Source organism: Robiginitalea sp., assembly GCF_982776155.1.
In genome coordinates this window covers 154079-174652 of record NZ_CEXZKX010000003.1, presented here as the reverse complement: position 1 = coordinate 174652, position 20574 = coordinate 154079, and the positions used below count along the sequence as shown (strand labels likewise).

The 20574-nt window shown below is 57.9% G+C and carries 14 protein-coding genes and 2 tRNA genes; 9 read left to right on the top strand and 7 right to left on the bottom strand.

All coding sequences use genetic code 11. The annotated features are described in order from the left end of the window. Positions 1–9 precede the first annotated feature (9 nt). A complete protein-coding gene (locus AC3DKS_RS06520) occupies positions 10–720 on the top strand; it encodes a TVP38/TMEM64 family protein (RefSeq protein ID WP_272607568.1) in 711 nt (236 codons plus the stop codon). Between the two features lie 8 nt (positions 721–728). Here AC3DKS_RS06520 and AC3DKS_RS06515 read toward each other — a convergent pair whose 3' ends face one another. The 3 genes from AC3DKS_RS06515 to sppA form a co-directional block, all read right to left on the bottom strand. Beyond that, positions 729–3476 (bottom strand): AsmA family protein, encoded by a 2748-nt coding sequence (locus tag AC3DKS_RS06515; RefSeq protein WP_012813596.1) that lies wholly within the window; start codon positions 3474–3476, stop codon positions 729–731. 108 nt (positions 3477–3584) lie between these two features. Next, positions 3585–4295, bottom strand: a complete 711-nt coding sequence (locus AC3DKS_RS06510; protein ID WP_012813597.1) for a queuosine precursor transporter — start codon at positions 4293–4295, stop codon at positions 3585–3587. 2 nt (positions 4296–4297) lie between these two features. Continuing rightward, positions 4298–6052 carry a signal peptide peptidase SppA gene (gene sppA, locus AC3DKS_RS06505; RefSeq protein ID WP_474731613.1) on the bottom strand — a complete coding sequence of 585 codons (1755 nt, stop codon included), beginning with the start codon at positions 6050–6052 and terminating at the stop codon, positions 4298–4300. 94 nt (positions 6053–6146) lie between these two features. On the opposite strand from sppA, the gene folK reads away from it, so the two are divergent. Next, positions 6147–7304: a 2-amino-4-hydroxy-6-hydroxymethyldihydropteridine diphosphokinase gene (gene folK, locus AC3DKS_RS06500; protein ID WP_272607570.1), complete on the top strand. Its 1158-nt coding sequence runs from the start codon at positions 6147–6149 to the stop codon at positions 7302–7304. A 129-nt stretch (positions 7305–7433) separates the two neighbouring features. Here folK and AC3DKS_RS06495 read toward each other — a convergent pair whose 3' ends face one another. After that, positions 7434–7970, bottom strand: a complete 537-nt coding sequence (locus AC3DKS_RS06495) for an RNA methyltransferase (RefSeq protein ID WP_012813600.1) — start codon at positions 7968–7970, stop codon at positions 7434–7436. 170 nt (positions 7971–8140) lie between these two features. On the opposite strand from AC3DKS_RS06495, the gene mutS reads away from it, so the two are divergent. The 4 genes from mutS (at position 8141) to AC3DKS_RS06475 (ending at position 13027) form a co-directional block, all read left to right on the top strand. Next, entirely contained in the window at positions 8141–10756 is a 2616-nt protein-coding gene (gene mutS / locus AC3DKS_RS06490) for a DNA mismatch repair protein MutS (protein ID WP_272607571.1), read from the top strand. Positions 10757–10896: 140 nt separating this feature from the next. Further along, positions 10897–12594: a gamma-glutamyltransferase gene (gene ggt / locus AC3DKS_RS06485; RefSeq protein ID WP_272607572.1), complete on the top strand. Its 1698-nt coding sequence runs from the start codon at positions 10897–10899 to the stop codon at positions 12592–12594. A 228-nt stretch (positions 12595–12822) separates the two neighbouring features. Beyond that, a tRNA-Gly gene (locus tag AC3DKS_RS06480) sits at positions 12823–12898 on the top strand. 44 nt (positions 12899–12942) lie between these two features. Further along, positions 12943–13027: transfer RNA gene (locus AC3DKS_RS06475), tRNA-Leu, on the top strand. A 289-nt stretch (positions 13028–13316) separates the two neighbouring features. Here the strand turns inward: AC3DKS_RS06475 and AC3DKS_RS06470 are convergent. Both AC3DKS_RS06470 and AC3DKS_RS06465 read right to left on the bottom strand, forming a co-directional pair. Continuing rightward, positions 13317–15185: a DUF885 domain-containing protein gene (locus tag AC3DKS_RS06470; RefSeq protein WP_420592506.1), complete on the bottom strand. Its 1869-nt coding sequence runs from the start codon at positions 15183–15185 to the stop codon at positions 13317–13319. A gap of 138 nt (positions 15186–15323) precedes the next feature. After that, positions 15324–16166 carry a DUF6503 family protein gene (locus AC3DKS_RS06465; RefSeq protein ID WP_272607574.1) on the bottom strand — a complete coding sequence of 281 codons (843 nt, stop codon included), beginning with the start codon at positions 16164–16166 and terminating at the stop codon, positions 15324–15326. Positions 16167–16307: 141 nt separating this feature from the next. Here AC3DKS_RS06465 and AC3DKS_RS06460 point away from each other — a divergent pair, with 141 nt between their 5' ends. The 3 genes from AC3DKS_RS06460 to AC3DKS_RS06450 all read left to right on the top strand — a co-directional run bounded on the left by AC3DKS_RS06460 (position 16308) and on the right by AC3DKS_RS06450 (position 18643). Next, on the top strand, positions 16308–16952 hold the full coding sequence (locus AC3DKS_RS06460) for a SanA/YdcF family protein (protein ID WP_272607575.1): 645 nt from the start codon (positions 16308–16310) through the stop codon (positions 16950–16952). A gap of 80 nt (positions 16953–17032) precedes the next feature. Next, positions 17033–18283: an NRAMP family divalent metal transporter gene (locus AC3DKS_RS06455; RefSeq protein ID WP_272607576.1), complete on the top strand. Its 1251-nt coding sequence runs from the start codon at positions 17033–17035 to the stop codon at positions 18281–18283. A 168-nt stretch (positions 18284–18451) separates the two neighbouring features. After that, positions 18452–18643 (top strand): hypothetical protein, encoded by a 192-nt coding sequence (locus tag AC3DKS_RS06450; protein ID WP_012813607.1) that lies wholly within the window; start codon positions 18452–18454, stop codon positions 18641–18643. 1 nt (position 18644) lies between these two features. Here the strand turns inward: AC3DKS_RS06450 and AC3DKS_RS06445 are convergent, their stop codons facing one another. After that, positions 18645–20570, bottom strand: a complete 1926-nt coding sequence (locus AC3DKS_RS06445; RefSeq protein WP_272607577.1) for an OmpA family protein — start codon at positions 20568–20570, stop codon at positions 18645–18647. Between the last annotated feature and the right edge of the window lie 4 nt (positions 20571–20574).

Genomic DNA, 20574 nt, shown 5'->3' with positions numbered 1-20574 from the left:
AATTGAACCATGTCGAAATTCCGCGATATACTCCCCGATAACTGGTGGACCTTTGCGCTTTCCGCCGGCATCTTTTGTTTCCTGGTCGGATCCTATTTTTTCTGGCCTCAGGCGCGGGAATTCTACGATCGCGCCTGGGAGGTCCTCACCAGCGGCGACCAGCAACAGGTCCGGGATTGGGTCCGGGGTTTCGGATGGCTTGGGCCCGCAGTCATAGTGGGCAGCATGGTAGTACAAATGTTCCTCATCGTGGTCCCGTCTGTGGTATTGATGATCGGGTCCATCCTATCCTACGGGCCGTTTTGGGGCAGCCTGGTGGTTTTTGTGGCCATCTTTACGGCCTCCACCATCGGATACCTCATCGGCCGGTCCCTGAGTAAACAAACGGTTAAACGGCTCATCGGGGAAAATAGCGAGAAAAAAGTGACCCGGTTCCTCGCGGATTACGGGTTTTGGGCCGTCGTGATCACCCGCGTAAACCCGATCCTCTCCAACGACGCCATCAGTTTTGTCGCCGGGGTACTCGGTATGAATTACTGGAAATTTATCGGCTCCACCCTCCTGGGAATTGCCCCGTTGACGATTGCGCTCGCGCTGGTAGGCGGGTTGTCCGACTCCTTCAAAAACGGGCTAATCTGGGTGTCGGTCATCAGTGCCGTCTTGTTTGCAGCCTTCGTGTGGTGGGATCGCAACAGGAAAAAATCCAGGGCCGAAAAATAGGGGCCGGCCTACTGCAAGGTGTCCTTTGCCGTACCTGCCGTATCCTTTTTCTTGCCCAACAACCCGCCCAGGATCTTCCGGGCCGATTGACCAACCTGCTCCCCGGCCGTGGTCTTTTCCCCGGTTGCGGCCTTTGTGGTATCCTGCCTGCCGGAACCCACTACGTCCTTCAGGACGGAACCCAGGCCGGTTTTTGCCGAATCCGGCGCGCTGTTACGCGTACTGTCCGCAGACCCTTTCAGAAGGTTCCCAATCAGGTCTTTGGCCTTCTCCTTGCCCGACGCCACAAGTTTTTGTTTCTGTGCCTCTACCAGCCTCGAAGTGAGGCTTGCCACGGCCTGTTTCAGGTCGGTTTGTACATTCGGGTCCGAATAACGGCCCCCGATAGTGGCCACCACCGGGACGGTCGCTTCTTTCAGGCCGGGCTCCTGCAGCTCGGTTACCAGGCGGTTAACATCGCTGCCGAGGTACTTAGCCGGCACCTGCAGGGTGGCGGTATAGTTGAGTTGCTGGTCAAAGCTGTGGCTGCCTGCCACAGACACTTCCATATCCCGGTAGGTAAAACTAAAGGGCTTGACAGTTACCAGGCCGTTCTCGAAATTCAGGGCCGTTTTAAGCCCTTTCAGGTCCAGGTCCTCCATGTTGAAAAAGTCCATCCGGGCATCCAGGGCCTCAAGGACCTTCGCCCGTGTACCCGTGATGTCGGACGCCAATACTTCGGCGACCACGTTCCCGGCCAGGGACATCAGGTCCGGGCTGAAATCGCTGTTCAACAGGCCGCTTAGCTGCACCCTGGAATTGAGTTTCCCTTCCACAATCGAAGCGATCGGGGCCAGGGTCTCGAATAATTCGATCGACTCCAGGGTTTCCCGGATACGGAAGCCGTCAATCCCCAGGTCCATATTAAAGCGCGGGAGGCCCTCACCCGTGGCAACTGTCCCATTGAGCGCCAGCTTGCCATCCAGCGCATCGGAACGGACATCCCGGAGCTGGAGCTCCTGGTCCCGGATCTGCAGGTTGCCGGAAACGTTGCGCAAAGGCAGGCCATCGTATACCACGCTGGCGGCCTGTCCTCGGATAGAAACATCGATGGCTGCGGGGATTTGGAAGGCCGGGCCACCGTCGGGGGCCTGTCCGGATGCACGCGCATCGGCCCCCGTCTCCTTTTCAGCCTGGCCAGGGTCCTCCGGGCTCATAAAATCCGACACCAGCAGTTGGTTGGATGTCAGGCTGAACTGACCTTTCAGGATCCCGTCGGCCAGGAGGTAGCCCAGGTAGTCCCGCACGGTGCCGCTCAGGGTAAAATCGCTCTGCCCCAGCGAACCGGAGAGGCTTTCCAGGCGGGCCTCCACCGGGTCGAAACGCAGGCGGGCCTCCCGAATCTTCACCGGTTCGGCAAAATTATCGGCCCGAAAATTCAGGTTGCTCAGTTGCAGGCTACCCGAGGTCCGGGTATTCCCGTACTGTTTATTCTCCACCGAAGCCATGTCAAATGCCGTCTGCACGTCGGCCCGCAGCACCCCGCTCAGGCCGGGTGCCAGTTCCACCGGGTAGGCCTGGTCCAGGCTGGCGAGGTTGATGGTGCCCTTCAGGGCCGCGTCCACCTCCGGGTTGCCCGTCAGGGAACGGATATTCCCGCTCATATTAAAGACGTCCTGGTCTATCCGGAACCCGGCTGCCGGGATTTCCAGGTAGGTATCCCCGGCGATCCCGGTAGTATTCAACAAACGGGCGCTGAAATTGATGTCGTCGATCCCCTTGGGCAGGTCCGGGTAGCGGAAGGCCGCGTCCACGGCTTCCATCCGGATATCCAGGTTGGGGATGCGCGTGTCGTCCGACCGGCCCGTAATGGACCCCTCCAGCGTAAACTGCCCGCTGGTACGCACCTCCTCCAGGCTTTTGGAATACGCCTCGGGAATCAGCGCCAGGAAATTTTTGAAATCGGAACTGGGCGTACGGAAATCCAGGTCAATCTCCTGGCCTTCTTCAACGAGCTGGACACTTCCCTCGAAAACCAGGGGCATCTGGTTGATCAGGCCCTCGTTCTCCAGAAAGGTATAGGTATCCGTTTCCAGGTCAATACCGATGCGTGCATCGAGTTGCAGGCTGTTCCGGTCCAGATACTGCACGCTGTCCATCCCCAGGCTGATCCGGGCGTCCGTGCGGGTTTCCAGGCGGGACTCCGCAAGGGAGAGGTCCCCGGAACCCGTATGCTGTATATCCTCGAGCAGGAAGCTGATCCCGGACGATTGGTCCATATAGGAAATCTTCGAATCCGCAATTTGATACCCCTGCAGGTCGAAGGTAAATCCATCCGAGGCGGCTGTGGCCCCTGTCGCGGCCGGGTCTTCAGCAGCAACCAGGTAATTCGGGCGCTCCTCCGCGTCGAGGCGAAGCCGCAGGTCGGCCCCCGACACGAATAACTCCCTTATGCCAATGGGCTCGCCCGCGCCCTTGAACAATTCCCCGATTCCCATCACCAGGTAGGCTTCCCGGGCCTTAAAAAGCGTATCCCCCTCAAACGGGGCCGCCGTGGTCAGGGTAATATCCCGAAGGGAAACCCGGGCATTCGGGAAATTTCGGATCAGGCTCAGGTCGGCCTCCCGAAAATCGAAATCGCCCGTGATGGAACGGTTTACATTCGAACGGAGTATGGGGCCGATTTTGGCCTCCAGGAACAACGGGATGCCGATAACCAAAAGCAGGAGGAATACCAGGATGCCGGCAACTATTTTCAGCAGTTTTTTGCGTTTCATATGGTGTGATCTGTATGGGGTCCCATCCGGCGGGACGCTCCGGTATAATTAACGCGATCCGTTGGGAATCCGTATGTCTTATTCGATAAATGGTTTGTCCGGATGCTGTCAGAAAGCCAGCGGCAGTTCCTCGTTTGGAGCCAGGCCGAAGCGCTTCCTGAAGATATATACGAAAAGATAGAGCAAAGGCGTGTCGAGAAATGCTATAAATATCTTAAATATCACCCCGGACACAAAAAGGCCATAAAAGGCCTCCCAGGGCAGGACGCCAAACGTACACAGGAGGAAAATCACGGTAAAAGTATCGACGATCTGGGAGGAGAATGTTGAAAAGTTGTTGCGGAGCCAAAGGTAACGGCCCCGGGTTAGCCGTTTCCAGAAATGGTATATGGCAATATCGATGTACTGGGCAAACAAATACGCCAGCATGGAGGCCAGCACCGCGATGGGGGAAAGCGCGAATACCTGGCTGAAAACTGCATCGTCTACCGGCGATCCCGCAATGGCGGGGACCCGGTCTGCCAGCAGGACGATGCCCATGGAAAAAAACGAGGCGAAGATCCCCGCGGTAACAACCTGGTTTGCCTTTTTGCGGCCGTATATCTCCGAGATCAGGTCGGTGATCAAAAAGGTCACCGGATAAGGGAGGATGCCTACCGACAATTCAAAGAGGGGTGCCCCGAATACCTCCACTTCCCCAAAGGGCTTCCAATAAAAGAATTTCTGAAAAATCAGGTTGGACACCACCAGGGAGGTGATGAACAACGCCCCCAGGAATAGGTAGGCCTTGTAGGCAACCCGCTGGTCGGCCTGCTTCATCCTTAGCGGATTTCCAGGATAAAGGGAAGACGTGCCTGCACGCCCTTGCGCTGCAGCTGTTCCCGGATCTGCTCCAGGATACCTGCCCACTCGGCCCCCAACCGATCCGTCAGTGCGGCCTGCCCGGCCGCCTCCCCGGCCCCGCCCAGATCTTCCATCAACCGTTCGAGTCCCGATTTGTACTTGGGCAGGCTCAGGGTCCGGTACGATTCAACGCCCGCCAGTTCTGCCGCGGTATCCAGGGCTTCCGGCATGCCTCCCAGGGCATCCGCCAACCCGAGGCGCACCGCATCCGTGCCGCTCCACACGCGGCCCTGCGCCAGGCTGTCCGCCTGCGCCACACTGATGCCCCGTCCGTCGGCCACCCGTTGCAAAAAGGTTTCGTAGGTGTCCTCGATACCTTCCCGGACCACCTCCCGGAAATCATCGCCCATCGGCTCAAAAAAGGAATAATCCACGGACATGTCATGGGTTCCCACCTGCTCCGCATTGATTCCGATCTTTTCCGAGAGGCCGCTGATATTGGGGATGGTGGCGAAAACCCCGATGGATCCCGTAATAGTAGTGGGTTCCGTCACGATCCGATCCCCGGCCACCGCCATGTAATACCCCCCGGAAGCGGCTACGTCGCTCAGGGAAACCACCACGGGTTTCTCCTTGCGCGTCTCCATAATTTCGCGCCAGATGATCTCGGAGGTCAGCGCGCTGCCCCCCGGGGAGTTGATCCGGAGAACCACCGCCTTGATATCTTCATCTTCGCGTACTTTTTTAAATACTTCCTGCATCCGCACCTGGCCGATGTAGTCCGGGCCGCCTTCACCGTAAAAAATCTCCCCCTGGGCATAGACAATCGCAATCCGGGAATCCCCCGTATGCAGCCGCTTGTTCTTGGTCGCCCGGATGTAGTCCTGGAGCGTGACAATCTTTGGGTCGTCCTCCCCGCGGCCCGAAGCCCTGGCCAACAGGTCGTCGTACTCCCCCCGGTAAATCAGCGCGTCCACCAGGCCGGTGGTCACCGCCCGTTCCGGGGTGCGCGCCAGCAGGCCGTCGGCAATGCGGTCCAGCTCGTCAACCGACAGGCCCCGGCTGGTCGAAATTTCCTCCCGGATGCTCGACCAGATGGAGGCGAGCAATTCCCGGAGTTGTTCCCGGTTGTCATCGCTCATCGAATCGCTCAGGAAGGGCTCAACAGCGCTCTTGTACTTCCCGTGCCGCACCACTTCCATCTGTAAACCGGTCTTCTCCTGGAATTCCTTGAAGTAAAGCACTTCTGCTGCAAGCCCCTTGAAATCGACCGTCCCCACCGGGTTCAGGAATACGCTGTCCGCCACGCTGGAGAGGTAATAGTCCTTCTGCATGTAAAAGTCCCCGTAAGCGTAGACGAATTTGCCGGTTTCCCTGAATTCGGCAAGTGCCTGCCGGATGGCGCGGGTCTGGGTAATGCCCGCCAGCAGGTAGGGCCCGCCCAGGCTGATGCCGCTGATCCGGTCGTCCGTGGCTGCCAGCCGGATGGCTTTGGTGATTTCGTCCATGCCCTGGGAGGCGTCGAACAGGCCAGCCAGCGGATCGCCCGGGTCATTGCCGCTGTATTCGTTTATCGGGTAGGGGAAACTGAGTTCCAGTACGGAATCGTCCGGGATGCGGACGGGCTCCTGGCTCCCGGCCAGGCTGACGAAAATCAGGAACATTACAAATACGATCCCCAGGGCCACCAGGGTGCCGAGGATTGCTGCAAGCAGGTTTCTTAGAAATGCCATTGTTGTTGGATCTAGCTGCAAAGATAACCATAAGCAAGCGATTTACGGGGGGTCGCCCCGGTGCGAATCGGGATGTTTTTACGTAATTTGCGCTGTGGAAAAATCACGCGAAACCGCCTATCTCTCCCTGGGAAGCAACCTGGGTCATCGCGCCTGGCTGTTGCAGCAGGCCGTGTTCCGGATTGGGGAACGCGCCGGCAGGGTCAGCCGCATCAGCCCGGTATACGAGTCGCCCTCCTGGGGGTTTGAAGGCGGGGACTTTCTGAATCTTTGCGTGGAAATCCAAACCAGCCTGTCGCCCGTGGAACTCCTCGGGACCCTCCTGGGCATCGAGAAAGACCTGGGGCGGGAACGGGACGGGACCCCGGGGTATACCTCCAGGAAGGTGGATATCGACATCCTCTATTACGGAAATTCCACCCTGTCGGCTACCGGGCTCGAAATCCCGCATCCGCGGATACCCGAACGCGCATTCGTCCTGAAGCCCCTGGCGGACATCGCCCCCCAATACTACCACCCCCTGCTGGGCAAAGATACCCGTAACCTGTTGCAGGCTTGCAGGGACCGGTCGGGCGTCACCCGATCCGGAATCAAGATTTTTCCGGACCGGGCCTCACAGTTTGCAGATCTCGGCTACATAGCCATCGAGGGGAATATCGGGGCGGGGAAGACCACGCTGGCCGGAAAAATCGCCGAAGATATGAATGCGAAACTGATCCTCGAGCGATTTGCCGACAACCCCTTCCTGCCGAAATTTTACCAGGACCAGGCGCGGTACGCCTTCCCCCTGGAGATGTCCTTCCTGGCCGAACGCTACCAGCAATTTACCGAGGACACGCGCCAGCTGGACCTCTTCAAACGGTTTATGGTGAGCGACTACGACATTTACAAAAGCCTGATTTTTGCCCGGATCACCCTGCAGGAAGATGAATTCCTGCTGTACCGCAAGCTCTTTACATTGATGTATCAGGAGGTCCGGAAACCGCGCCTGTACGTGTACCTGTACCAGCACACGGACCGGCTGCTCCGGCAGATTGCCAACCGGGGACGCGATTACGAACGGGGAATCCCGGCCGAATACCTGGAGAAAATACACCGCGGCTACTTTGACTTTATGCGAAATTCCCCGGAACTCAATACGCTGGTGATCGATGTAAGCGAACTCGATTTCGTGGCCAACCCGGAAGATTACGAGCAGGTCCTGAACGAGATGTCTGCCCGGATCCTCCGGGAGGGGGATGTTAAAATCTAGGCAATCCTTGGCGGATTCTGCAGCTTTTATTTTCTTGCGGCTCCCTTTTACGGGAAGCTGACTAACTCAAATATCATAAAACCCCGGCCTCGCGGCCGGGGTTTTTGCTTTTGTATTGGAAATCCCCGCTTATTCCAGGTCCCGGGCCTGTTTTAAATAAAAATCCCAGAGGAGCACGCCGGCAGCCACTGAGATATTCAGGGAATGCTTCGTCCCCAACTGGGGGATTTCAACCACCCCCCGGCAGCGGTCTATCACTGCCTGGGAAACCCCTTTCACCTCGTGGCCGAGGACAAAGGCGTACCGCTTACCGGGCTCCGGCCGGAATTCCCCCAGGGACACCGCACCTTCCGCCTGCTCCAGGGCCCAGCACTCGTGGGTGGTTTCCAGCCGGTCCAGGACCTGAAGCGTATCCCCTGCGTATTCCCAGGCAACACTTTCCGTGGCCCCCAGGGCCGTCTTGCGGATATCCTTGTGGGGCGGCTGGGCCGTGATTCCGCAGAGCCAGACCTTTTCCACCCGGAAGGCATCGGCCGTCCGGAATACGGAACCTACATTGTGCAGGCTCCTAATATTGTCCAGAATGAGCACGGCAGGCGTTTTGGGCGCTTCCTTAAAGGCTGCGACATCCAGTCTGCCGAGTTCTTCGTTTTTCAGTTTACGCATGGCATGTATTCCTTCCGGGACCAAAAATAGAACTTTTCGCGGCCCCGGCCTTTACTTCGCGCCTGCAGCGTCCTGGCATCCCGCGCCGAAGTTATCCCAAAATATCAACATCCATTGGGTGCGCCGGGCGAATCCCTTATTTTCGTTCCGCACCCTGTAACCATTTGATTTTGGCAGCCAAAAAGAAAAAGGAGACCCCGCTCATGCAGCAGTACAACGGGATCAAAAAACGATACCCGGATGCCCTGCTCCTGTTTCGCGTAGGCGATTTCTACGAGACCTTTGGTGCAGATGCCGAGCGGGCAGCAGAAATCCTGGACATCGTCCTGACCCAGCGCAACAATGGGGGCGACCAGACCGCCCTGGCGGGATTTCCCCACCACGCGCTGAACACCTACCTGCCCAAACTCGTCAAGGCCGGGCAACGGGTGGCCATCTGCGACCAGCTCGAGGATCCGAAACAAACCAAGACCATCGTCAAACGGGGGGTAACCGAACTGGTGACCCCGGGGGTGGCCCTGGGCGACGACATGCTGCAGGCAAAATCCAACAACTTCCTGGCTGCCGTACACTTTGGCAAATTGCGGATGGGCATTTCCTTCCTGGACGTATCCACGGGGGAATTCTTCGTCAGCGAGGGCAACCGGGAAACCACGGACAAATGGCTCCAGAATTTCAGCCCGAAGGAAATACTGGTCTCCAAGAATCACCGCACCGACTTCAGGGAGCAGTTCGGCACCGCCTACCATACGTTTAACCTGGAAGACTGGGTGTTCCAGGAGGACTACGCCCGGGAGACGCTGACCGGCCACTTTAAGACCAGCAGCCTGAAGGGTTTCGGCATCGATGCCCAGCCGGACGGGATCGTTGCCGCGGGGGCTGTTTTGCACTACCTGGGCGAAACACGGCACCGGCAACTCGGGCACATTGGCGGGGTGCGCCGCCTCGCCTCGGAAGACTATGTGTGGATGGACCGGTTTACCATGCAAAACCTGGAGCTGTTCCGCACCCGCGACCCCGGGGGCGTTTCCCTGCTCGACGTGGTGGACCATACCCGATCCCCCATGGGCGGGCGCCTGCTCCGGCAATGGCTCGCATTGCCCCTCAAGGACCTGGAGGCCATCCGAAAGCGCCACCGCATTGTGGCGCACCTCAACTCCCACCCGGAGGAACTTGGGCCGATGCGGGAACAGCTCCGGCAAATGGGCGACCTGGAACGGCTGATTGCCAAGGCAGCCGCCGGCAAGATCACCCCCCGGGAAACCGTCCATTTAAAAAATGCGCTGCAGGCCGTAATCCCCGTGAAACAACGGGCTGCTGCCGCTGCAGAACCCGCGCTCCGGGACCTGGCCGGCAGCCTGGACGATTGCCAGGCCCTGCGGGAACGGATAGGGGCCGTCCTGCTGGAAGAAGCCCCGGCCATTATCGGCAAGGGACGTACGGTAGCGCCCGGTTTCTCCGAAGAACTCGACGAGCTCCGCAACCTGGCCGGATCCGGCAAGGACTACTTGGAGCAAATGCTGAAACGGGAACAGGAACGCACCGGGATTACCTCCCTGAAAATCGCCTCAAACAACGTCTTCGGGTATTACATCGAAGTGCGCAACACGCACAAGGATAAGGTGCCCCTGGAATGGATCCGCAAGCAGACGCTGGTGAGCGCCGAGCGCTATATCACCGAGGAACTCAAGGAATACGAGGCCAAAATCCTGGGGGCCGAAGAACGCATCCTGGACCTGGAGCAACAGCTCTTTGCCCAACTGGTGGTCTGGATGCAGGAATACATCGCCCCCGTACAGGAAAATGCCCGGACGCTGGCCCGGCTGGACTGCCTGTGCGGCTTTGCAAGCCTTGCGGGGCAACACGGGTATGTGTGCCCCGAAATGACCGATGCCACCGACCTGCTCATCAGCCAGGGCCGCCACCCGGTCATTGAGCGCCAACTGCCCCCCGGGGAATCCTATGTGCCCAACGACCTCCACCTGGACCGGGAGCAGCAGCAGATCCTGATGATCACGGGCCCGAACATGAGTGGGAAATCGGCCATCCTTAGGCAGACCGCCCTGATTGTGCTGCTGGCGCAGATTGGGAGCTTTGTGCCCGCGGAGGCTGCCCGGCTGGGCGTCACGGACAAGATATTTACCCGCGTGGGGGCCAGCGACAATATTTCCCTGGGGGAATCCACCTTTATGGTAGAGATGAACGAGGCGGCTTCCATCCTGAACAACCTCTCGGAGCGCAGCCTGATCCTGCTGGACGAAATTGGCCGGGGCACGAGCACCTACGACGGCATCTCCATTGCCTGGGCCATTGCCGAATACCTCCACCAGCACCCGGCCCGCGCCAAGACGCTTTTCGCCACCCACTACCACGAACTCAACGAAATGGCCGGCAGCTTTGCCCGGATCAAAAATTACAATGTGTCCGTAAAGGAGCTCCGGGACAAGGTGCTATTCCTTCGCAAACTGGAACCCGGCGGCAGCCACCACAGCTTTGGCATCCACGTGGCGCGCATGGCGGGCATGCCGGGGGAAGTGGTCCGCAAGGCCCAGAAAATTCTTGTTCAGCTCGAAAAATCCCATGCGGGGGAAGAACTCACCGACGGGTTGCACGCGGTAAAGGAAGACATGCAGCTGAGCTTTTTCAACCTGGACGACCCGCTTTTGGAACAGATCCGGGAGGAAATCCTGGACCTGGACATCGATACGCTCACCCCGGTGGAAGCCCTGATGAAACTCAACGAGATCAAGCGGCTGCTCAAATCCAAGAACCGGGCCTCTTCCTGAACCTGCTGCTCTATCGGCCCTACCCCATCGGCCGACAGAATCGAATCACTCCCGAAATCGAATCACTCCCGAAATTGAATCACACCCAAATAGGGAACCCATATTTTTAATAGCTTTAGGAAACACCAATCCACCATCCCATGAAAAAGTTCCTCATCCTTATTCCCATCCTGGCATTTACCTTTTCCACCTCGGCACAGGACCGCCTCACCGGGGAGACCCATACCACCCGCTCCGAAATCCTGGCGCGAAACGGCATGGCCGCCACCAGCCAGCCACTGGCCACACAGGTAGCCCTGGACATCCTCAAAAAAGGGGGCACAGCCATGGATGCAGCCATTGCCGCCAATGCGGTATTGGGCCTGGTGGAACCGGCAAGCTGTGGTATAGGCGGGGATATCTTTGCCATCGTCTGGGATGCGGATGACCAGAAACTCTACGGTTTCAACGGTAGCGGCCGGGCACCCCAATCCCTTTCAATCGACTATTTTATGGAGCGCGACATGCGTTATGTGCCTTTTAGCGGCCCATTGCCGGTAACCGTCCCCGGCTGTGTGGACGGCTGGTTTGCCCTGCACAAAAAATTTGGCGAACTCCCCATGAAGGAAATCCTCCAGCCCGCCATCGACTACGGCCGGGAGGGCTTCCCGGTATCCGAAGTCATCGCCTATGAAATGGAACGCTCTTATGCGTATTCCCAGGACCAGCCCGGCTTTGCCGAGACCTATATGCCAAATGGCAGGCCCCCGAAAAAGGGGGAGGTCTTTCAAAACCCGGACCTGGCCAGCACGTATGAAATGATCGCCAAGGGAGGTCGGGATGCCTTTTACAAAGGCGACATCGCCCGTACCATCGACAGCTACATGAAAAAACACGACGGGTTTCTCTCCTACGAGGACCTGGCCGCCCACACTTCCAACTGGGTGGAGCCGGTAAGCGTCAATTACCGGGGTTACGACATCTGGGAACTGCCCCCGAACGGACAGGGGACGGCAGCGTTGCAGATGCTCAATATCCTGGAGGGCTTTGATATTGCGTCCATGGGATTTGGCAGCGCGGACTACCTGCACGTGCTTACTGAAGCGAAAAAACTGGCCTACGAAGACCGGGCAAAATTTTATTCGGACCCTGAATTCAACGACATCCCCCTGGAAGAACTCCTCTCCGATGCCTATGCGGACCAACGGCGGTCGCTCATCGATATGGACCGGGCTGCGGATTCCTATCCGGCCGGCGATATGGAAATCGAGGCGGGGAATACCACCTACCTGACCGTGGCGGATGAGGACGGGAACATGGTCTCCCTCATCCAGAGTATCTATTCGGAATTTGCCTCGGGGATGGTTCCCGACGGGCTGGGGTTTGTATTGCAGAACCGGGGGCAGATGTTCAATGTACAGGACCCGGGTCACGCCAATGCGCTGGAACCCGGCAAGCGGCCCTTCCACACCATCATCCCCGCTTTTATAACTAAGGACGGGAGGCCCGTACTCAGCTTCGGCCTGATGGGCGGGGCCGTGCAGCCCCAGGGACACACGCAGATCGTGGTGAATATCGTCGACTTCGGGATGAACCTGCAGGAAGCGGGCGACGCCCCCCGGATGCGCCACAGCGGCAGTTCCCAGCCCACAGGTTCTAAAATGACCAACGGGGGCACCCTGAACCTGGAAAGCGGGTTCGACTACCAAACGGTACGCGAACTGGAGAAAAAGGGGCATGCCGTAGCCTTTGCCGTGGGCATCTACGGCGGCTACCAGGCCATCGGCGTGGATTTGCCGAATAAAGTATATACCGGTGCCTCCGAATCCCGGAAGGATGGGCAGGCGGCGGGTTATTAAATGGGTTCCTCCCACGTCCGGCACTGGAAATTGAAGCCAGATGAGCCGGATCCGGACACGGTTAATTGACGTTTAATAAGTGCCTGGAGGCTTGCAAAATTTCGCGATTCCGTACGGGAATCCCACCCGGGATTTCGGATCCTTTTTCGCCAAATTGTTCTTGGGTTTTCGCCAAAATGTTTTAAATTTGCCTCCGCGTCTTTCAAAGACACACGTTCACATTTTACTGCGAAAATAGCTCAGTTGGTAGAGCGCCACCTTGCCAAGGTGGAGGTCGCGGGTTCGAATCCCGTTTTTCGCTCCACGCACAAAAAACGCTGCCTGTCAGCGTTTTTTTGTTCGCAGTCCGCTCGGGTGGTGGAATTGGTAGACACGTTGGACTTAAAATCCAATGGCCATTGCGGCCGTACGGGTTCAAGTCCCGTCCCGAGTACGGATAAGAAGAAAAGCCGGCGCTGAAAGCGCTGGCTTTTTGGTTTTAACGCCGAGCCAAGCTTGCTTGAGCGAGAGCGGGAAAACCAAAACGCCAACGCCTGCGGAGCAGGCGGGCTTTTCTTCTTTCAACACGTTCGGGCGGGACTCGCGAGGCTTTGCCGAGCAATTCCCGCATGAAGCAAGTTGAAGGCTTTGGCTTTCGGGCGGGACTCGCGAGGCTTTGCCGAGCAATTCCCGCATGAAGCAAGTTGAAGGCTTTCGGGCGGGACTCACCGAGCCGCCAGTCCCTACCCCTCCTTAATCGGCGGGGTGGCCGCCTTGGTTTCCCGAATCCATTCATTCACGCGACGCTCCAGGAGTTCAAGCGGCATAGCGCCCCCACCCAGGATCGTATCGTGGAAGGCGCGGATATCAAACTGGTCGCCGAGTTCCGTTTCGGCCTTTTGGCGTAATTCCTGGATTTTCAGCATCCCGATCTTGTAGGCAGTAGCCTGCCCGGGCATCACCATATAGCGCTGTACTTCCGCCTTGATGGCCCCGGGTGCAATCGAAGAGTTTTCCTCAAAATACCGGATGCCGTCGGCCTCGGTCCAGCCCTTGGAGTGCAGGCCGGTATCCACCACCAGGCGGATGGCCCGCCAGATTTCGTTTACCAACCGGCCAAAATCGTAATAGGGGTTCTCATAGCCGCCCATTTCCCCAGCCAGGGTCTCCGAATACAGGCCCCAACCTTCGCTGTAGGCCGTAAAACCGGCCTGGGTGCGGAACTTGGGCACGGATTCCAGCTCCTGGGCGATGGATATTTGCATGTGGTGCCCGGGGACGCCTTCGTGGTAGGCCACCCCTTCCATGGTGGACTTGGGCATGGCCGTCATATCCGACAGGTGGGCGTAGTACGTGCCGTTTCGGGAACCGTCCGGGGTGCCCGGGTAATAGTGTTGCGGGGCGCCGTCCTGCTCGCGGAAGGCCTCCACGCGCTTTACGTCCAGGCCCGCCTTGGGCAGGATTCCAAAATAGTCCGGCAGCTTGGCGTACATGGCATCCAGGTAGGCGGTAGATTCGTCCAGGTAGGCCTGCCGGCCTTCATCGGTATTCGGGAAGAAAAACTGCTCGTCCGTGTTGACGAATTCAAAGAATGCCTTTAAATCGCCCTCAAACCCGACCTCTTCCATGATGGCCCGCATCTCTTCCTGGATCCGGGCTACCTCGTCCAGGCCAATCTGATGCACCTCGTCGGCGGTCAGGTCGGTAGTGGTCGATGCCTTCAGCCGGTGGTTGTAGTACGCCTCACCGTTCGGATGGCGGCTCACGCCGGTGGGGCTTTCCGGTGCATTCGGCATCTCGGCCTCCAACCAGGCCACCAAATCGCGGTACGCCGGTTCAAAGGAGGTTGTCAGAGCTTCCGCCGCTGCCTGGCCCAGGGAATCGGCCTGCTCCTGGGTAATTTCCCCTTTCTCCTGCAAGGCGGCGATTTTCCGTTCCATATCGGCCAGTAGCGGAGCACTGTCGCCCGAATCCGTAAAAGGCTTCCCCTCCAGCAGGGCCCGGGTTTGTTTCAATACGGTTTCAAATGCGAATTTCGGCGGCAGGATCCCGTCGGCTGCCTGTTCCCGGGCCCTGGCAGTTAGTTGCTCCATGGCACGTCCCAATTCCCCTACCCGGGAAATATAAGCCTCCATATCCGGCAGGCTGTCCACCCGGTGGAAGTTGATCAGAAAATTCGGAAGGGTGGTATGCATGCCGCGCATCTGGTCGAACACGTAATTCATCCCCCAGAAAGGTTCGCCCGCTTTCTCCATTTCGTACTGGTAGATCCAGAGGTCGTAGGAGGTCCTGTCCGTTTCGTCCAGGCTTTCGTAATCAAATTTCGAGCGGAGTTCCTCCACGGTGGCCTCCTTCCAGGCCAGGTGTTCCGCCTGGGCCTCCAGGCTCATGTCGTCTATCTGGTCGTAGAGTTCCTTGCGGCCCATGACGGTGAGCTGCAACGGGCTCATCATGAGTTCCTCTTCGAATTTTTCGTCAAACCAGGCGTTCAGGGCTTCTTTCTGGTCGGGCGCCGATTCGGTTTCCTCCCCGCAGGAGGCGAGAAGCACAAAAGCAAAGAGCACGGCCGTCAGGCGCAGTGGATATTCGGTGGGCAGTATACGGGAAAGCATGTCCAGGATTTTAGGTTATTTCCCCGAGAATGTAGATTGAAAAAGGCAGGAATGCAAATAATATTTCTGCATGCCCCTGAACGGTATGCCAATACGGAGAAACGGGCGTTGTCCCACCGGTTCTGTCCGTCAGCTATCCTATTCCTCCTTTTTAAAAAACTCCGCCCCTTCGGGCTTCTCATAGTACCCTTCCGGGCGGGCTGTTTCCTCCAGGGCAACTTGCTCAAAGGGCACGGTATTCCGCCGATCCCCGATCTGGCGCCCCTGGTATTCGTACCAGGAAATCGAAGCGGGCAAGAGTACTCCCTCTACCGGTTGCCAGTTGTCGTAGCGGATCCACTTGACATTGTCCGAAGGCTCCCCGGTCCGGTACGTCACCGTATACCCCAGCCAGGCCATTTGCCCGGTGTCCGGGTCGTAGTGCAAATAGTATTCGTCCTCCGGGGTAATCCCCACACCTTCCCCGTAGCTGATCCGGATGCCCGGGTAAGCCTTCCCCTCGAATTCCAGGTCCGGGGTGGAGCCGTAATGGATCCCGGGGTCGGCCAGAACAAAGGGCATGGCGTAGAAATAGAACATCAGGTTATGATAGAACTCCGGATTGCCCTCATAGGTGCCATCCGGATCCAGGATCCAGGTGCGTCCCCCGTCAAAGCCCATGGAATAGTCGTCCGTGTCGATGCGGTCCTCCCGGGTCTTCAGGTCGATGGTATGGGTTTCCGACAGGGTTTCTTTCGGCATCACATAGGTCAGGGTGCGTTGGGCCTTCCAGGCGTCGAGTCCGCCATGGGCTTCCAGGACGCGGCTCAGGGCTTCCGGATACCGGTTTTCGGTTGGGCCGCCCTCCCCCTTTGGTATTTGCGCCTGGGTGCCTGCGTCGGCCCCCTGGGCAGCATCCGATGCGGCGGTATTGTTTTTAGACTGTTCCCCGCAGGAAGTGAGCAGGATCAAGGAAATGGCAATTAGTGCGAATGGTTTCATCAGGTGAAGGTACAGTTTTGCAGATTAGAAATCGGTTCGGGGGTTTGGTCGTCCTGTTTGGCCAAACATTACATACTCTTTGAATACGTACCTTTATCCCCACCGAACTGAAAGTAAAACCGAAACGTTGCAGCTAACCCAATGCCCGGTATTATAAAGAAATGGCTCCGGCGCCTTCTGCCCGTCCTGTTGGCACCCCTGGTGCTGATTGTGGTCTGCAATGCCGTTATCGAGGTGGCGACCGCCGACCGCCTCTACTCGGACCCCGATGCCATTCCCTACTCCCGGGTGGGCCTGGTACTCGGCACGGCACGCCACCGGGCCGAAGGGGGCATGAACCCCTTTTATGAAAACCGGATCGCAGCGACCCTGGCCCTGTACCGCGCAGGTAAAATATCTTATGTGCTCGTAAGCGGGGACAACGGGACCATCTATTACAACGAACCGGACACCATCAAGAAGGACCTGGTGGCCGGCGGGATCCCGGCAGAACGGATTTTCCTGGACTACGCGGGATTCCGGACCCTGGACTCCATGGTACGGGCCAAGATCGTCTTTGGGCTGGACACGGTGACGGTCATCTCACAGGAATTCCACAACGAACGGGCGCTCTATATCGCCGGAAAAAAGGGCCTGTACGCCCGGGGGTTTAATGCCCGCGGAGTTGCAGGCGGAGCCGGAACCAAATTACAGGTGCGCGAATACTTTGCCCGCGTCAAGGTGTTCCTGGACCTGCTCTTCAATACGCAGCCCCGGTTTTACGGAAACCGGATAGACATTGAATAACCAGCCCATGGCAAAACGAGCCGAATTCGTACATTAGGGCCAACCGACGAAGGCGTATGAATACGCTATAAACACAAACCATGTCCCGATTCCGAACGCTGCTGAAAAACCTGGGGCCCGGCCTGCTTTTTGCCAGCATGGCCATCGGCACCTCCCACCTGGTCCTGTCCACCAAGGCAGGCGCCACCTACGGCTGGTTGATGGTCATCCCGATCCTCCTGGCCAATTTGCTGAAATATCCCTTCTTCGAATACGGTATCCGGTACACAAACGTGACGGGCCGCAGCCTGGTGGAGGGTTATTCCCGCCTGGGCCGCGGCTGGATGTGGCTCTATGCGTTTATCACCCTGGTAACCACCTTTACGATCCTCGCCGCACTCTACGTGGTTACCGCCGGGTTGCTGGCCAACCTGTTCGGGATATCTGGGGTATCCGTCTCCCTGATTGCCCTCGGGCTTTTTGCCTTTATCAGCGCAGCCCTGATTATCGGCCGCTACAGCCTGCTGGAGACCACCTTGAAATTCGTGGTGACCATCCTCTTTGCCGCCTTGCTGGTAACCACGGTGATGGTGCTATACAAAGCGCCCGTGGAAGCCGTGGAAGGATTCCGGCGTCCCCCGCTGATGGACAGCGTCGGGGTCCTCTTTCTGATCAGCCTGATCGGGTGGATGCCCACGGCGGTAGAGGCCAGCAGCTGGATCAGCCTCTGGAGCCTTGAAAAGTACAAGGGGAAACACGGGAAGCCGAGTCTGAAGGACGCCTTGCAGGAATTCAATACCGGGTATGTCACCACCGCCCTGCTGGCCGTATTTTTCCTGGTCATCGGCCACCGGACGCTCTACGGTACGGGTACGGAACTCAGCGGGAACGCCGTGGTTTTTGCAGATCAGGTGGTGCAGCTCTTTACCACGCATATCGGGGACTGGGCGTATATCTTTATCGCCGTTTCCGCCTTTGCCACCATGTTCAGCACCTGCATGACCGCCCACGATGCGATTGCGCGCGTCAGCATCGACGTGCTGGAGTACCTCCGGCCCAAGCGCAGGCAGTTTGGGAAAAGATGGCACTACGCCATGGCTATTTTGGTGCTTACCGGGGTAAATTTCCTGGTACTGACGGCATTTGGCGCCAATATGGGGAACCTGGTGGCCCTGGCCACGTTTATCTCCTTTGTGATGGCCCCGTTGGTAGGGTATATGAACTTGAAAAATGTGACCGGAGGCGATATGCCGGCCACAGCCAAACCCGGGAGGGTGCTCCGGGTCCTCACCTATGCGGGCATCCTATTCCTGAGTCTTTTTGCCGCCTATTATTGCTGGCTGCTCCTTTAGTTTTACCCTGTTTGTCGCAGGGTGCTCATCTGGAGGAACAGCTACGCATCAGGCCTGGAATCCTTCCTCTCTAAGCCCTTTTACCATGGGGGATCCGGGCGTATTCGACGAACGGATTTGACATGAATGCCTGATTTGCCGATATTTGCATCTGAAAACACCAATCCTATGAAACTCTTCAGCGTTGCCCGCAAAACGCGCAACGAATTGCGATTCACCCCCCGGATGGGTCGCCTCGACACCAAAGTCACCTATATCCGCAAACACATATTCGGCATCCCGTTCCGTACGCTGCACAAATATCGCCAGACCTATTACGGGGAGGTAAAGGCGTGTACGGATTGCCAGCTCGAACGCTGATTCAGAGGCTTTCGTAATTGGTAACCACGAGCGGGTAGCGCTCGTTTTGGCGGTGCAGGATTTCCAGGCAGTAGACCCCGTCCTCACAGTGGTTTTGCAGCTGGGATTCCCCAAAGCCTTCAATCCCCTCGATACGCTCCGCATCAATGCCGTTTTCCACCAGGTAATCCCGGATGGCCTCCGCGCGCTGATGGGATAGGCTCAGGTTGGCCTGCTCGCTTCCCCTGCTATCTGTGTGGGCTTCGATCCGGATGTGGAGCCCCGGGAAATCCCTGAGGGCTTGCAGCGGCTCCTGGAGCGCTGTCCGAATTTCATCCGTAAGACGGCTGCTCCCCCTGCCAAAATAAAACTTCTCCGCTTTCAGCTCCTGCCGCTCGCGAACGGAGCGGACGACTTCATCCACGGACCTCAGCGCAATGCGCGCCGGCACGCCGCTAATGATGGAATCCTGCCCGGGACCGCCCAGGGCAGCCGAGGTATACCGGGGCTTGTCAATACTCAGGCGCATATTCTCCTGCCAGGGGATTTCAATGCGAAATGCGCCATCCTGCCGGGTATAGGTTTCCCGGACCACGCGGTCTGCCTCATCGAGCAACCGGACGCGCGCCTGCTGCACCCCGGCATCTTCAGAACTTACCACCTGCCCGCTTACCACGAGGGTTTTTAAACCGGGTTTTTGAGTGGTGGTAAACCCGTAAATATCGTCGCTGCCGCGTCCCCCGGGACGGTTGGAGGCAAAGTATCCTTCAAACCCGCCCCCGGCCGATTTGCGGAGAATAAAACCAAATTCGTCCTGTTCCGTATTGATCGCCGGGCCCAGGTTGGCCGGGATGCTATAGGTGCCGTCCCCCTGGATCTCCGCCTTGTAAATATCCATTCCCCCGAGCCCGTAGAAGACGTCTGAGGAAAAAAACAGGCTGCCGTCTACCAGAAAAGGCGCAATTTCATTTCCGGGCGTATTGATACGCGGCCCCAGGTTTACCGGGGCGGACATGATAAGCCCCTGGTTGGTGACCACGTAATAGAGGTCCGTTCCCCCGTACCCCTGCTGGAATTCGGCCGCAAAGTACAACCGGCCGGTCGCTTCCTCGTAAAACGGGTAATAAAAGGAGATGCCCGGATCCCGGAGCAGGGTCTGCAGCTGCCCGTTGCGCTTGCTGAGCACGAGTGCCAGGGAATTCTTGCCCTTTGGGTTATAGGTCAGGGCGCCATCCTCCGAATTCGAGCGCACGTAAAACACCCCCTGGAGCGATTCGCTGTAATAGGGCGTGGCCTCGTGGTATTTAAGGGGGGGAAGGGAATTCAGGGGGTTGGGGTTCCCGAGTTGTCCGCCGGATTGCAGCGCTGCTACGTAAATGTCCGTAAACGCCTCGCCGGTTGGAATATAGGTGTCCTTGCTATCCTGGGGACGGGACGAACTGAACAGGAGCCGGTCCTTGCCATAAAAGGCCGGGGAAAAATCCGCCTGGGGGGAATTCCCGTTGGCCGGAAAGATCGTATAGGCCGTCTCGCCGGTAGCAGTATCCTCCAGCAATTCGTCGTTGAAGGAAGCGTTTTCCAGCAACTCGTCTGATAATTGGGAGCTACGCGTACTGAGGAACGCCTGTACCCGTTCTTTTTCCGAGCTCTTGGACAGGGCCTGCAACATCTTGTTAAAGTGATGGTTGGTCATCACGCTGTCCTCCCGGTAAATCCGCACATACTGGTCTGCCGCCTGCTTGTACTGGCGTTCGCGGAAATACGCTTCCGCCAGGTTGAGTGCCTGCTGAGGGGACAGATGGGATTTCCGCTTCTCTTCCAGGTATTCGGCTATGGCCGTTTTGTAATCGTACTCAAAAAACGCCTGGTCGCCCCGGGAAGCTTTTTGCGACATACCGCATACCGCCCAGAGGGTCATAAAAATCGCTATGTATGGCTTCAATTTCATGTCA

Excerpts from the sequence above, each read along its gene's own strand:
- AC3DKS_RS06450 (WP_012813607.1), top strand. The coding sequence starts at position 18,452 with ATGAAACTCTTCAGCGTTGCCCGCAAAACGCGCAACGAATTGCGATTC.
- sppA (WP_474731613.1), bottom strand. The coding sequence starts at position 6,052 with ATGGCATTTCTAAGAAACCTGCTTGCAGCAATCCTCGGCACCCTGGTG.
- AC3DKS_RS06470 (WP_420592506.1), bottom strand. The coding sequence starts at position 15,185 with ATGCTTTCCCGTATACTGCCCACCGAATATCCACTGCGCCTGACGGCC.
- AC3DKS_RS06515 (WP_012813596.1), bottom strand. The coding sequence starts at position 3,476 with ATGAAACGCAAAAAACTGCTGAAAATAGTTGCCGGCATCCTGGTATTC.
- AC3DKS_RS06465 (WP_272607574.1), bottom strand. The coding sequence starts at position 16,166 with ATGAAACCATTCGCACTAATTGCCATTTCCTTGATCCTGCTCACTTCC.
- AC3DKS_RS06495 (WP_012813600.1), bottom strand. The coding sequence starts at position 7,970 with ATGCGTAAACTGAAAAACGAAGAACTCGGCAGACTGGATGTCGCAGCC.
- ggt (WP_272607572.1), top strand. The coding sequence starts at position 10,897 with ATGAAAAAGTTCCTCATCCTTATTCCCATCCTGGCATTTACCTTTTCC.
- AC3DKS_RS06460 (WP_272607575.1), top strand. The coding sequence starts at position 16,308 with ATGCCCGGTATTATAAAGAAATGGCTCCGGCGCCTTCTGCCCGTCCTG.
- AC3DKS_RS06445 (WP_272607577.1), bottom strand. The coding sequence starts at position 20,570 with ATGAAATTGAAGCCATACATAGCGATTTTTATGACCCTCTGGGCGGTA.
- AC3DKS_RS06510 (WP_012813597.1), bottom strand. The coding sequence starts at position 4,295 with ATGAAGCAGGCCGACCAGCGGGTTGCCTACAAGGCCTACCTATTCCTG.
- AC3DKS_RS06455 (WP_272607576.1), top strand. The coding sequence starts at position 17,033 with ATGTCCCGATTCCGAACGCTGCTGAAAAACCTGGGGCCCGGCCTGCTT.
- AC3DKS_RS06520 (WP_272607568.1), top strand. The coding sequence starts at position 10 with ATGTCGAAATTCCGCGATATACTCCCCGATAACTGGTGGACCTTTGCG.